The sequence below is a fragment of the Mycobacterium sp. IS-836 genome, assembly GCF_001954275.1.
In the GTDB taxonomy this organism is placed as follows: Bacteria; Actinomycetota; Actinomycetes; order Mycobacteriales; family Mycobacteriaceae; genus Mycobacterium.
Genome location: NZ_MBEU01000004.1, coordinates 60,533 through 73,799 on the forward strand (window position 1 = coordinate 60,533; position 13,267 = coordinate 73,799).

Genomic DNA, 13,267 nt, shown 5'->3' on the forward strand with positions numbered 1-13,267 from the left:
CGGGTAGCTAGACGGGCTACGGTTCGGAAGGGGACAACGATGTCCAGCAAGATGTCCAACAAGGTTTACGTCGTCGGCGTCGGCATGACGAAATTCGAGAAGCCGGGCCGCCGAGAGGGCTGGGACTACCCGGACATGGCGCGGGAGTCCGGCACCAAGGCCCTGGAGGATGCCGGGGTCGACTACCGCGACATCGAGCAGGGCTACGTCGGCTACGTCGCGGGCGACTCGACGTCCGGGCAGCGGGCCCTCTACGAGCTGGGCATGACCGGCATCCCGATCGTCAACGTCAACAACAACTGCTCCACCGGCTCGACGGCGCTTTTCCTGGCGGCGCAGGCCATCCGCGGCGGAATCGCGGACTGCGCCATGGCGCTGGGTTTCGAGAAGATGCAGCCCGGGCCCTTGCAGGGCGGTGCCCAGGACCGGGAATCGCCGATGGGCAAGCACGTCAAGGCGTTGGCCGAGATCGACGAATTCGCTTTCCCGGTGGCGCCGTGGATGTTCGGGGCGGCCGGCCGCGAGCACATGAAGAAGTACGGCACCACCGCCGAGCACTTCGCCAAGATCGGCCTGAAGAACCACAAGCACTCGGTCAACAACCCGTACGCGCAGTTCCAGGAGGAGTACACCCTCGACGACATCCTGGCGGCGAAGATGATCTCCGACCCCCTTACCAAACTGCAGTGCTCGCCGACCTCCGACGGCTCGGCCGCGGTGGTGCTGGCCAGCGAGGAATACGTGGGCAACCACGGCCTGGCGGGGCAGGCGGTGGAGATCGTGGGGCAGGCGATGACCACCGACTTCGAGTCCACCTTCGACGGCAGCGCCCGCAACATCATCGGCTACGACATGAATGTGCAAGCCGCCCAACGGGTTTACGACCAGTCCGGGCTCGGTCCCGAGGACTTCCAGGTGATCGAGCTGCATGACTGTTTTTCCGCCAACGAACTCCTGCTTTACGAGGCGCTCGGCCTGTGCGGGGAAGGTGAGGCGCCCAAGCTGGTCGACGACAACCAGACCACCTACGGCGGCCGCTGGGTGGTCAACCCGTCGGGCGGACTGATCTCCAAGGGGCACCCGTTGGGCGCGACGGGGCTGGCGCAGTGTTCCGAGCTGACCTGGCAGCTGCGCGGGGCGGCCGACAAGCGTCAGGTCGACAACGTCACCGCCGCTTTGCAACACAACATCGGCCTGGGCGGCGCGGCCGTCGTGACGGCATACCAGCGCGCCGAACGCTGAACCCATGATCGAGTGGTCCGACACCGACCTGATGGTTCGGGACTCGGTTCGCCAGTTCGTCGACAAGGAGATCCGCCCGCATCTGGACGAGTTGGAAACCGGCCAGATGTCGCCGTATCCGATCGCGCGAAAGCTGTTCAGCCAGTTCGGTCTCGACGTCATGGCCGCCGAGGCGGTCAAGAAGATGCTGGACCGCGAGCGGGCCAAGGAAGCGGGCGAGGCGCTCGACGAAAAGCAGGACGGGACGGGCGGTTTCGGCGCGCAGGGATCGATGGTCGCGGTGCTGGTGTCCGAAATCGCCCGGGTCAGCATCGGATTGCTCTCCACCGCGTCGGTCAGCCTCGGCCTGGGCGCGGCGACCATCATGAGCCGCGGGACGCTGGCCCAAAAGGAACGCTGGCTGCCCGGGCTGATGACGCTGGAAAAGATCGCGGCGTGGGCCATCACGGAACCGGATTCGGGCTCGGACGCGTTCGGCGGGATGAAGACCTACGTCAGGCGGGACGGCGCGGACTACATCCTCAACGGGCAGAAGACGTTCATCACCAACGGGCCCTACGCCGACGTCCTGGTCGTGTACGCGAAGCTCGACGAGGGTGACGCCTCCCCGGATAGCAAGGTCGACAAGCGGAACCGCCCCGTGCTGGTCTTCGTGCTCGACTCGGGCATGCCGGGCCTGACGCAGGGCAAGCCGTTCAAGAAGATGGGCATGATGTCCTCGCCCACCGGCGAGCTGTTCTTCGACAACGTCCGCCTGAGCCCGGACCGGCTGCTCGGCGAGAGCGAACGGCACGACGACGGCGACGGCCGCGACAGCGCCCGGGCGAACTTCGCGGCCGAACGGATCGGCATCGCGATGATGGCGCTGGGCATCATCGACGAATGTCACCGCCTCTGCGTGGATTACGCGAAGAGCCGAACGCTGTGGGGCAAGAACATCGGGCAGTTCCAGCTGATCCAACTCAAGCTGGCCAAGATGGAAATCGCCCGAATGAACGTGCAGAACATGGTCTTTCAGATCGTCGAGCGCCAACAGGCCGGTAAACCGTTGACCCTGGCCGAGGCGTCGGCGATCAAACTGTACTCGTCGGAGGCGGCCACCGAGGTCGCGATGGAGGCCGTGCAGCTGTTCGGCGGCAACGGCTACATGGCCGAGTACCGGGTGGAGCAGCTGGCGCGCGACGCCAAGTCACTGATGATCTACGCCGGCAGCAACGAGGTTCAGGTCACCCACATCGCCAAGGGCCTGCTAACCGACTAAACCGGGGTCACCCAGATCGCCCTGGCCGCCGGGCTGCCCAGGTCGACGGTGGCCTCGGCGCCGTCGGCGGATTCGATCGCCACCGAGATCATGCCGGCGAATTCGCGGCGGGTCAGCACCCGCACCCGCGAGTCGAGATTGATCCCGACGCTGTCGAAATAGCGCAGCATCTCCGGGTCGGAGTCGGAGATGCGGGCCACCGTGCCGGTGTCGCCGTCGCCGCACGCCCAGAGCTGACGGGCCGGCGGGGTGGGCACCCGTCCGTCGGAGGCCGGGATCGGGTCGCCGTGCGGGTCGCGCTGCGGAAATCCCAGCTTGGCGTCGATGCGGGCCACCAACCGGTCCGACACCGCGTGTTCGAGCACCTCGGCCTCGTCGTGGACCTCGTCCCAGCCGTAGCCGAGCTCGTTGACCAGGAACGTCTCCAGCAGGCGGTGCCGGCGCACCATCTCCAGCGCCGCCCGCCGCCCCGCCTCGGTCAGGGTCACCGCGCCGTACTTCTCGTGGTCCACCAGGCCCTGCTCGGCGAGTTTGCGGATCGACTCCGACGCCGTGCTGGCGGAGACCCCGATCTTCTCGGCCAGCATCTTGGTGCTCACCTTCTGCGGGGCCCCCGCGGGGGACCACTCCTGGGCATTCCAGATGACCTTCAGATAGTCCTGGCCAACCGCGGTGAGACCGCCAGGCTCTTCGTCAGCCCTCACAACCGGAAGTTTAGGCAACCGTGCCTGATCTGGCGTGCTGTCCGGCCACCCGGCGCCGTAGGCTTGCGGTCGTGCAGCGGTGGCGGGGCCAGGACGAGATCCCCACGGACTGGGGCAGATGCGTGGTCACCATCGGCGTGTTCGATGGTGTGCACCGCGGCCATGCCGAACTCATCGCGCACGCGGTGAAGGCCGGCCGCACCCGCAACGTGCCGGCCGTGCTCATGACGTTCGACCCCCACCCGATGGAAGTGGTCTATCCCGGCAGCCATCCCGCCCAGCTGACGACGCTGACCCGCCGCGCCGAGCTCGTCGAGGAGTTGGGCATCGACGTCTTCCTGGTGATGCCGTTCACGAGCGACTTCATGAAGCTCACCCCGGAGCGCTACGTCCATGAGTTGCTGGTGGAGAACCTGCACGTGGTCGAAGTCGTGGTGGGGGAGAACTTCACGTTCGGCAAGAAGGCCGCCGGCACCGTCGACACCCTGCGCAAGGCCGGTGAGCGATTCGGCTTCGCGGTCGAGTCGATGTCGCTGCTCTCCGAGCACCACGACAGCGAGACCGTCACCTTTTCCTCCACCTACGTCCGGTCCTGCGTGGACGCGGGCGACATGGTGGCGGCCACCGAGGCGCTGGGCCGCCCGCATCGCGTCGAGGGCGTCGTGGTCCGGGGCCACGGACGTGGCGCCGAGCTGGGCTTTCCCACCGCGAACGTGGCGCCCCCGATGTACTCGGCCATCCCCGCCGACGGCGTGTACGCCGCCTGGTTCACCGTGCTTGGCCCCGGACCGATGACCGGCACCGTCGTCCCGGGCGAGCGCTACCAGGCCGCGGTGTCCGTCGGCACCAACCCGACCTTCTCCGGACGCACCCGCACCGTGGAGGCGTTCGTCCTGGACACCACCGCCGACCTGTACGGGCAGTATGTGGCCCTGGACTTCGTCGCACGCATCCGCCCACAGCACAAGTTCGACTCGGTGGCCGACCTCGTCGCCGCGATGGGCCAGGACACCGAGCGGGCGCGCGCCCTGCTCACGGGCTGATAAACTGCCGGACGACATCGGCGCGTGCTGCGGTTCGCGGTGGCCGCGCTCGAGAATCCATGATCGCGGACCAATTGATGGAGTTACTTCGTGGCGCTTACTGCCGAGCAGAAAAAAGAAATTCTCAGCCAGTACGGCTTGCATGACACCGACACCGGATCCCCCGAGGCGCAGATCGCGCTGCTGACCAAGCGGATCGCGGACCTGACCGAGCACCTCAAGGTGCACAAGCATGACCACCACTCCCGGCGGGGATTGCTGCTGCTGGTCGGGCGCCGGCGCCGGCTGATCAAGTACATCTCCCAGATCGACGTCGAGCGGTATCGCTCGCTGATCGAGCGGCTCGGGCTGCGCCGCTGACCCCCGTGTAGAGTGGGAGCGTTCTGGGCCGATTCGGCCTGGGCAAACGGTGCGGTTCGCGCAGATCCGCGTGTGCCGTTCCAGCGTGTTAGTACGCATGTCACAAGGGAGCAGCCCGGTCTGTATCGGGCGGTCTTCGGTAGTGGCTGCCGGGCTCCCCGGATCTGGGGTAGGTCGGCCGCTTCGATCGATGGCCGTAGCCGCATTCAGACTTTGGCTCCGAGTGATGCGTGGGCGCGCGAAATAGCTGAATACCCAGAGAGGCCGTACGGACAACGTTATGTCTGTAGCTGAAATTGAACAGGGCGTCTTCGAGGCGACCGCCACCATTGACAACGGGAGCTTCGGCACCCGCACCGTCCGTTTCGAGACCGGCAGGTTGGCCCAGCAGGCCGCCGGTGCCGTCGTCGCGTACCTGGACGACGAAAACATGCTGCTGTCGGCGACCACCGCCAGCAAGTCTCCCAAGGAGCATTTCGACTTCTTCCCGCTGACGGTCGACGTCGAGGAGCGGATGTATGCCGCGGGGCGTATCCCCGGCTCGTTCTTCCGCCGCGAGGGCAGGCCCTCCACCGACGCGATCCTGACCTGCCGGCTCATCGACCGCCCGCTGCGCCCGTCGTTCGTCAACGGGCTGCGCAACGAGATCCAGGTCGTCGTGACGATCCTGAGCCTGGACCCCAACGACCTGTACGACGTGCTGGCTATCAACGCCGCGTCCGCCTCCACCCAGCTGAGCGGTCTGCCGTTCTCCGGCCCCATCGGGGGCGTGCGGGTGGCGCTGATCGACGGCACCTGGGTCGCCTTCCCCACGGTCGAGCAGCTCGAGCGGGCCGTCTTCGACATGGTGGTGGCGGGCCGCAAGGTCGAAGGTGACGTCGCGATCATGATGGTCGAGGCCGAGGCCACCGAAAAGGTCATCGAGCTCGTCGAGGGCGGCGCCCAGGCGCCGACGGAAACCGTTGTGGCGCAAGGCCTCGAGGCCGCCAAGCCGTTCATCGCCGCGCTGTGCACCGCGCAGGAGGAGCTGGCCGGGGCCGCCGCCAAGCCCGTCGCTGAATATCCGACGTTCCCGGATTACCAGGACGACGTGTACTACTCGGTGGCCTCGGTGGCCACCGACGAGCTGGCCAAGGCGCTGACCATCGGCGGCAAGGCCGAGCGCGACGCGCGCACCGACGAGCTCAAGGCCGAGGTGCTGGCTCGTCTCGCCGAGACCTACGAGGGCCGCGAGAAGGAGGTCAGCGCCGCTTTCCGCTCGCTGACCAAGAAGCTGGTGCGACAGCGCATCCTCACCGACCACTTCCGCATCGATGGCCGGGGCATCACCGACATCCGCGCGCTCTCGGCCGAGGTCGCCGTCGTTCCCCGCGCGCACGGCAGCGCGCTGTTCGAGCGCGGCGAAACCCAGATCCTGGGGGTGACCACGCTGGACATGGTCAAGATGGCCCAGCAGATCGACTCGCTGGGACCCGAGACGTCCAAGCGCTACATGCACCATTACAACTTCCCGCCGTTCTCCACCGGCGAGACCGGCCGCGTCGGCTCGCCCAAGCGGCGCGAGATCGGGCACGGCGCGCTGGCCGAGCGGGCTTTGATCCCGGTACTGCCCGGCGTCGAGGAATTCCCGTACGCCATCCGCCAGGTGTCCGAGGCGTTGGGCTCCAACGGCTCGACCTCGATGGGATCGGTCTGCGCCTCCACCCTGGCGCTGCTCAACGCCGGCGTGCCGCTCAAGGCGCCGGTGGCCGGCATCGCGATGGGGCTGGTCTCCGACGACGTCGAGGTAGACGGCAAGACCGAGCGCCGCTTCGTCACCCTGACCGACATCCTCGGGGCGGAAGACGCATTCGGCGACATGGACTTCAAGTGCGCCGGCACCAAGGACTTCGTCACCGCGCTGCAGCTGGACACCAAGCTCGACGGGATCCCGTCGCAGGTGCTCGCGGGTGCGCTGGCGCAGGCCAAGGACGCCCGGCTCACCATCCTCGAGGTGATGGCCGAGGCCATCGACGCCCCCGACGAGATGAGCCCGTATGCGCCGCGGGTGACCACCATCAAGGTCCCGGTCGACAAGATCGGTGAGGTCATCGGCCCCAAGGGCAAGGTCATCAACGCCATCACCGAGGAGACCGGCGCGCAGATCTCCATCGAGGACGACGGCACCGTGTTCGTCGGCGCCACCGACGGGCCCTCGGCGCAGGCCGCGATCGATAAGATCAACGCCATCGCAAACCCGCAGCTGCCGACGGTTGGGGAGCGATTCCTCGGAACCGTCGTCAAGACAACGGATTTCGGTGCATTCGTGTCGCTGCTGCCCGGACGCGACGGTCTGGTGCACATCTCCAAGCTCGGCAAGGGCAAACGGATCGCGAAGGTCGAGGACGTCGTCAACGTCGGCGACAAGCTGCGGGTCGAGATCGCCGATATCGACAAGCGCGGCAAGATCTCGCTGGTCCTGGTGGCGGAAGACGCGGCTGAAGAAAGCGCAGCACCCGCCGATGCCGGAGCTCCTCAGGAGACCGCGCCAGCCGATGCCGCCAGTTCCGTCTAGAAGGCCAGCAGCTGACCCTGCGGGCGCGTTGCGCAGGGGTAGTCACTACGTCGAGGCGACGAGCTCCGGGCTGCGCCGCACCACGCTGCCGGGCGGCTTGCGGGTGGTCACCGAATACCTGCCCGCGGTGCGTTCTGCGTCGGTCGGGGTCTGGGTCGGCGTCGGGTCGCGCGACGAGGGCGCCAGCGTGGCCGGGGCGGCGCACTTCCTGGAGCATCTGCTGTTCAAGTCGACCCCGACCCGCAACGCCGTCGACATCGCGCAGGCGATGGACGCGGTCGGCGGGGAGCTGAACGCCTTCACCGCCAAGGAGCACACCTGCTACTACGCGCACGTGCTCGACAGCGATCTGGAGCTCGCCGTCGACCTCGTCGCCGACGTGGTGCTCAACGGCCGCTGCGCCGCCGACGACGTCGAGCTGGAACGCGACGTCGTCCTCGAGGAGATCGCGATGCGCGACGACGACCCCGAGGACGCGCTGGGCGACATGTTCCTGGCCTCGCTGTTCGGCGATCACCCGGTGGGCCGGCCGGTCATCGGCACCGCGCGATCGGTGTCGGCGATGACGCGCGCCCAGCTGCACTCGTTCCATCTGCGGCGCTACACGCCGGAACGCATGGTCGTCGCGGTGGCCGGCAACGTGGACCACGACGAGGTGGTCGCGCTGGTGCGCGAGCACTTCGGGCCTCGATTGGTCCGCGGTCGTCACCCCGTTGCGCCCCGAAAGGGCTCGGGACGGGTGAACGGTGGCGGCGGCGGGTTGGTGCTGGGACGACGCGACGCCGAGCAGACCCACGTGTCCCTGGGCGTGCGCACACCCGGGCGCGGTTGGGAGCACCGCTGGGCGCTCTCGGTGCTGCACACCGCCCTGGGCGGCGGGCTGAGTTCGCGGCTCTTCCAAGAGGTTCGAGAGTTGCGCGGGCTGGCCTACTCCGTGTACTCGGCGCTGGACATCTTCGCCGACAGTGGTGCGCTCTCGGTGTACGCCGCGTGTTTGCCCGAGCGTTTCGCCGACGTCATGCGAGTGACATCCGCGGTGCTCGAATCGGTGGCACGCGACGGCATCACCGAAGCGGAATGCCGGATCGCCAAGGGCTCGTTGCGGGGCGGGATCGTGCTGGGCCTGGAGGATTCCAGCTCCAGGATGAGCCGCATCGGCCGCAGCGAACTGAACTACGGCAAGCACCGCAGCATCGAACACACCCTGCGGCAAATCGACGAAGTGACTGTCGAGGAGGTCAACGCGGTGGCGCACCGGCTGCTGCGCAAGCGCTATGGCGCCGCGGTTTTGGGGCCGTATGCCTCGAAACGATCGCTGCCCCAACAACTTCGGGCGATGGTAAATTAGCCCGATGGTACTGGTCGGCCAGCGGGTACTGGGCTTCTGGGACATCATGGTGCCCATCGTCGGCGCGCCGATGGCCGGAGGTCCGGGCACCCCGGCGTTAGCTGCGGCGGTGACCAACGCGGGCGGACTCGGTTTCATACCCGGCGGGTACCTCAGCGCGGAGCAGTTCGCCGACGACATCGGCAAGGCGCGCGCCGCCACCACCGGCCCGCTCGGCGTCAACTTGTTTGTGCCCCAACCCAGCGTCGCCGACTGGGTCCAGCTCGAGTACTACGCGGATGAACTTGACGAGATCGCCGACAGTTACAACGTCGAGGTGGGTTACCCCCAATCAGGCGACGACGACGACTGGGAGCGCAAGCTCGAGGTGGTGGCCGATCTACGCCCGGAACTGGTGTCGTTCACGTTCGGTGTGCCGTCGCCGGATGTCATTCGCCGGCTCGGCGCGTTGGGGTTATTGGTCATGGTCACGGTGACGTCGGCCTACGAGGCGGGCATCGCCCTCGCCGCGGGCGCCGACAGCCTGGTGGTCCAGGGCCCGGACGCCGGCGGGCACCGCGGCACCTTCGCACCGGACATGGAGCCCAATACCGAGTCGCTGCACGACCTGCTCGCCCGGATCCGCAAGGCACACGACGTCCCGCTCATCGCGGCGGGCGGGCTGGGCACCGCCGAGGACGTCGCCGCGGTCCTGGACAGGGGAGCGGTGGCCGCGCAGGTGGGCACCGCCCTGCTACTCAGCGACGAAGCCGGCACCCATGCCGCACACCGCTCTGCCCTGAAGCATCCGCTCTTCACCGCCACCATCGTCACGCGCGCCTTCTCCGGCCGGTATGCGCGAAGCTTGGAGAATCAGTTCATCCGCCTGCTCGATCGTGTTGCGCCACTGGGTTATCCGGAGGTCAACCACATGACGGCGCCGATCCGGGCGGCGGCGGCCGAACGCGGGGACCCGAACGGGATGAACCTGTGGGCCGGAACCGGGTTCAAGGACGCCCAGCCCGGGCCCGCGGCGGACATCATCGCCGGGCTCGTGGAGTAGGTTAGCCCAACACGCTCGCCGGTTCGGCGAACGCCAAATCCAGGTCGGCGGCCACCCGCTCGGACAGCAGCGCGCCGTCGTGCGTCGAAAGCCCTTTGGCCAGAGCCGGATCCGAGCGGCATGCCGCCCGCCAGCCCTGGTCGGCGAGCTTGAGCACATACGGCATCGTCGCGTTGGTGAGCGCGAAGGTCGAGGACTTCGGTACCGCGCTGGGCATGTTCGCCACACAGTAGAACAGCGTGTCGTGCACGGCGAACGTCGGGCAATCGTGGGTGGTCGGCCGGGAGTCCTCGAAGCAGCCGCCCTGGTCGATCGCGATGTCTACCAATACGGAGCCCGGCTTCATATGTGCGACAAGCGAATTCGAGATCAGCGTGGGCGCTTTGCCGCCTGGCACCAGGACGGCGCCGATCACCAGGTCGGCCGCTTTGACGGCGCCTTCGAGCTCGTAGGCCGATGAGTAGCGGGTGCGGACCGCGACGCCGAACTCCGCGTCGAGCCGGCGGAGCTTGTCGATGTTGACGTCGAAAACCGTCACCGCCGCGCCCATGCCGGTGGCCACCCGGGCGGCGTTGTAGCCCGCGGTGCCGCCGCCGATCACCACCACGTCGGCCGGTTCGACGCCGGGCACCCCGCCCATCAGCACGCCGCGACGATGGGGAGGCCCGCCGTGGGTCCGCATCAGGTGATACGCCCCGACCTGCGCGGAAAGCCGGCCCGCGACTTCGCTCATCGGCGCCAGCAGCGGCAGCGCGCCGTCGGCCGATTGGACGGTCTCGTACGCGATCGAGGTCGTGCCGGACGACAACAACGCCTCGGTGCAGGCGCGCGATGCGGCCAAATGCAAGAACGTGAACAGGGTCTGGCCGCGCCGCAGGCTGGCGTACTCGTCGGGCAGCGGTTCTTTGACCTTGAGCAGCAGATCGGCCTCGGACCACACTTGCCCGGCGGTGTTGATCAGCTGGGCACCCGCCGCCTTGAAATCCGCGTCGGAGATTGCCGAGCCCTCGCCGGCGCCCGCCTGCACGAGCACCTCGTGGCCGCGGCGCGTCAGTTCGACCACGCCGGACGGGGTGAGGGCCACCCTGAATTCGTTGTTCTTGGTCTCGGTCACCACGCCGACGCGCATGGCTCAAGTGTGAAGAAAGTTCGGAGAGCCTTCAAACATGCTGACGATAATTCTATAAAGTACACATATGGCCGATAAGACAGCGAAACCAGCGGCTGCCCCGGACGATTCACCGAAGGATGTTCGGCCCATTGATGTGCCTGTCGATCTGGACGGCGTGGACCGCAGGATCCTGGGTTTGCTGCACGCCGATGCGCGCATCCCCAACAACGCGCTCGCCGAGGCGGTCGGGATCGCGCCGTCGACGTGTCATGGCCGGGTGCGCCGGTTGACGGACCTCGGCGTCATCCGGGGTTTCTACACCGACATCGACCCGGTCGCGGTGGGGATGCCCCTGCAGGCGATGATCTCCGTCAGCCTGCAGTCCCACGCGCGCGGCAAGATCCGCAGCTTCATCGCACAGATCCGCCGCAGGCGGCAGGTGATGGACGTCTATTTCCTCGCCGGCGCAGACGATTTCCTGTTGCACGTCGCCGCGCGCGACACCCAGGACCTGCGCTCGTTCGTGGTCGAAAACCTCAACGCCGACGCCGACGTCGCCGGCACCCAGACGTCGCTGATCTTCGAACATCTCCGTGGGGCGGCGCCCATCTAGGGCATATGATCCACCAATGAGTGAGCCCTGTGTGTCGGCCAGCGTTCAGATCGACGCCCGCCCGGACGTGGTCTACGGGCTCATCACCGACCTGCCGACGCTGGCGTCGCTTGCCGAGGAGGCGGTGGCGATGGAATGGCTCAAGGGTGACGCCGTCCGCCCCGGTGCGGTGTTCGTCGGGCACAACCAAAACGGCGGCAAGCGGTGGAGCACGAAATGCACCGTCACCGACGCCGAGCCGGGCCGCACCTTCGCGTTCGACGTGCGGCACACGGTCTTCCCGATCGCACGGTGGCAATACGACATCACCGACTTGGCGGCGCTTGATTTGGACGCGTCGGGCGGCGGGTGCCGGGTCACCGAAAGCACCTGGGACCGCAGGCCCGGCTGGTTTGCCAAGCTCGCGGGCAGGGCCACCGGCGTGACCGACCGCGTGGCCGCCAACAGAAAACACATCGAGCTCACCCTGCAGCGCCTCAAGCAGCGCGCCGAGGGCGGGTAACTCCAGGGGGTGGCACCGATGACAAGACGCGATCCCGCCGTAGCCGTCGTCGGAGCCGGCATGTCCGGGTTGTGCGTCGCAATTGCGTTGCTGCGCAGCGGGATTACCGATGTCACCATCTACGAGAAGGCCGACGAGGTAGGCGGCACCTGGCGCGAGAACACCTATCCCGGCCTGGTCTGCGACATACCCTCGCGGGTCTACCAGTACTCGTTCGCCCGCAAACCCGACTGGTCGCACCTGTTCTCGCCGGGCGGCGAAATCCAGTCCTATTTCTGTGCCATCGCCGATCGCTTCGGGCTGCGGGACCGCATCCGGTTCGGCACCGAAGTCACCCATGCCCACTTCGAGGACGGCCGCTGGGTGCTGCGCACGCGCCCTGGATCAGATGCCGGCGACGAGTCCACCGTGGACTTCCTGATCTCGGCCACCGGCGTGCTGCATCACCCCCGGATGCCGTCGATCCCCGGCCTGGACGACTTCGCCGGCCACCTCTTCCATTCGGCGCGCTGGGATCACGACGTCACGTTGCGGGGGCGCCGAATCGCGGTGGTGGGCAACGGATCCACCGGCGTCCAGCTCGTCTGCGGCCTGGCCGGGCTGGCCGGTCACGTCACGATGTTCCAGCGCACCGCGCAATGGGTGCTGCGGCTGGCCAATCCCCGCTACAGCAGGTTCACCGCCATTACCCGGCGGAAGATCCCGTGGCTCGACGGGTTGGCGTACCGCGGGTACAGCCGCGCCTACGACTTCTTCTCGGTGGGACTGATCAAGCCAGGCCTGCGCCGAAAGATCATGGCGGCGCTGTGCCGCGCCAGCCTCTGGGAGGTGCGCGATCCCGAACTGCGCCGGGCCCTGACACCGGACTACACGCCGGCGTGCAAACGGCTGGTGATGTCGAACGGCTTCTACCGGGCGATGCAGCGCGACGACGTCGAACTGGTCACCGCCGGCATCGACCACGTGGAGCCGCGGGGCATCGTCACCGACGACGGCGTGCTGCACGAGACCGACATCATCGTGTTCGCCACCGGGTTCGACACGCACGCGTTCTTCCGGCCGATGGAGCTGATCGGCCGGGACGGCATCCGCGCCAACGACGTCTGGCGCGACGGTCCGAGGGCCTACCAAACGGTCGCCCTGTCGGGCTTTCCCAACTTCTTCATGATGCTCGGGCCGCACAGCCCGGTGGGAAACCTGGCGCTCACCACGGTGGCCGAATCACAGTCCGACCACATCCTGGGCTGGATCGAGCGCTGGCGCCGCGGCGAATTCGACACGATCGAGCCGACGGCCTCGGCGACCGAGCGTTTCAACGCGAAGCTGCGTGCCGCGATGCCGGACACCGTGTGGACCACCGGCTGTAACAGCTGGTACCTCAACAAAGACGGGGTGCCCGAGGTGTGGCCGCTCACCCCGGCCGAACACCGCTCCATGCTGGCCAACCCCGATCCCAGCCAGTACGAGCTGGCCTAAATCCGTCGGGA

12 protein-coding genes are annotated in these 13,267 nt (G+C 67.5%); 10 read left to right on the forward strand and 2 right to left on the reverse strand.

Annotated features, from left to right (window positions below):
* Window positions 1-39: 39 nt before the first annotated feature.
* On the forward strand, window positions 40-1,242 hold the full coding sequence (locus tag A5747_RS01985; protein ID WP_076122004.1) for a lipid-transfer protein: 1,203 nt from the start codon (window positions 40-42) through the stop codon (window positions 1,240-1,242).
* Window positions 1,243-1,246: 4 nt separating this feature from the next.
* Window positions 1,247-2,503, forward strand: coding sequence for an acyl-CoA dehydrogenase family protein (locus A5747_RS01990; protein ID WP_076122005.1), 1,257 nt, complete (start codon window positions 1,247-1,249; stop codon window positions 2,501-2,503).
* Here A5747_RS01990 and mntR read toward each other — a convergent pair.
* Complete coding sequence (gene mntR / locus A5747_RS01995) at window positions 2,500-3,207, reverse strand: manganese-binding transcriptional regulator MntR (RefSeq protein ID WP_076122006.1); 708 nt, start codon at window positions 3,205-3,207, stop codon at window positions 2,500-2,502. The genes A5747_RS01990 and mntR overlap by 4 nt on opposite strands.
* Window positions 3,208-3,278: 71 nt before the next feature.
* On the opposite strand from mntR, the gene A5747_RS02000 reads away from it, so the two are divergent.
* The 5 genes from A5747_RS02000 (at window position 3,279) to A5747_RS02020 (ending at window position 9,554) form a co-directional block, all read left to right on the forward strand.
* A complete protein-coding gene (locus tag A5747_RS02000; RefSeq protein ID WP_076122007.1) occupies window positions 3,279-4,250 on the forward strand; it encodes a bifunctional riboflavin kinase/FAD synthetase in 972 nt (323 codons plus the stop codon).
* A gap of 90 nt (window positions 4,251-4,340) precedes the next feature.
* The gene (rpsO, locus tag A5747_RS02005; protein ID WP_076063605.1) at window positions 4,341-4,610 is read left to right on the forward strand and encodes a 30S ribosomal protein S15; all 270 of its coding nucleotides are present in this window, start codon (window positions 4,341-4,343) and stop codon (window positions 4,608-4,610) included.
* A gap of 280 nt (window positions 4,611-4,890) precedes the next feature.
* Window positions 4,891-7,164, forward strand: coding sequence for a polyribonucleotide nucleotidyltransferase (locus tag A5747_RS02010; RefSeq protein ID WP_076122008.1), 2,274 nt, complete (start codon window positions 4,891-4,893; stop codon window positions 7,162-7,164).
* Entirely contained in the window at window positions 7,145-8,512 is a 1,368-nt protein-coding gene (locus A5747_RS02015) for a pitrilysin family protein (protein WP_076122009.1), read from the forward strand. Before A5747_RS02010 ends, A5747_RS02015 begins: the two co-directional genes overlap by 20 nt.
* Before the next feature lie 4 nt (window positions 8,513-8,516).
* Complete coding sequence (locus tag A5747_RS02020; protein ID WP_076122010.1) at window positions 8,517-9,554, forward strand: nitronate monooxygenase; 1,038 nt, start codon at window positions 8,517-8,519, stop codon at window positions 9,552-9,554.
* A gap of 1 nt (window position 9,555) precedes the next feature.
* On the opposite strand, the gene ald is transcribed toward A5747_RS02020, so the two are convergent.
* Window positions 9,556-10,683: an alanine dehydrogenase gene (gene ald, locus A5747_RS02025; RefSeq protein WP_076122011.1), complete on the reverse strand. Its 1,128-nt coding sequence runs from the start codon at window positions 10,681-10,683 to the stop codon at window positions 9,556-9,558.
* 67 nt (window positions 10,684-10,750) lie between these two features.
* On the opposite strand from ald, the gene A5747_RS02030 reads away from it, so the two are divergent.
* From A5747_RS02030 to A5747_RS02040, 3 genes are read left to right on the forward strand one after another with little or no spacing between them, the layout of a single operon-like run.
* Window positions 10,751-11,278 carry an Lrp/AsnC family transcriptional regulator gene (locus A5747_RS02030; RefSeq protein ID WP_076122012.1) on the forward strand — a complete coding sequence of 176 codons (528 nt, stop codon included), beginning with the start codon at window positions 10,751-10,753 and terminating at the stop codon, window positions 11,276-11,278.
* Window positions 11,279-11,294: 16 nt separating this feature from the next.
* Window positions 11,295-11,780 carry an SRPBCC family protein gene (locus A5747_RS02035; protein WP_076063616.1) on the forward strand — a complete coding sequence of 162 codons (486 nt, stop codon included), beginning with the start codon at window positions 11,295-11,297 and terminating at the stop codon, window positions 11,778-11,780.
* A gap of 18 nt (window positions 11,781-11,798) precedes the next feature.
* Entirely contained in the window at window positions 11,799-13,256 is a 1,458-nt protein-coding gene (locus tag A5747_RS02040; RefSeq protein WP_076122013.1) for an NAD(P)/FAD-dependent oxidoreductase, read from the forward strand.
* Window positions 13,257-13,267: the final 11 nt, after the last annotated feature.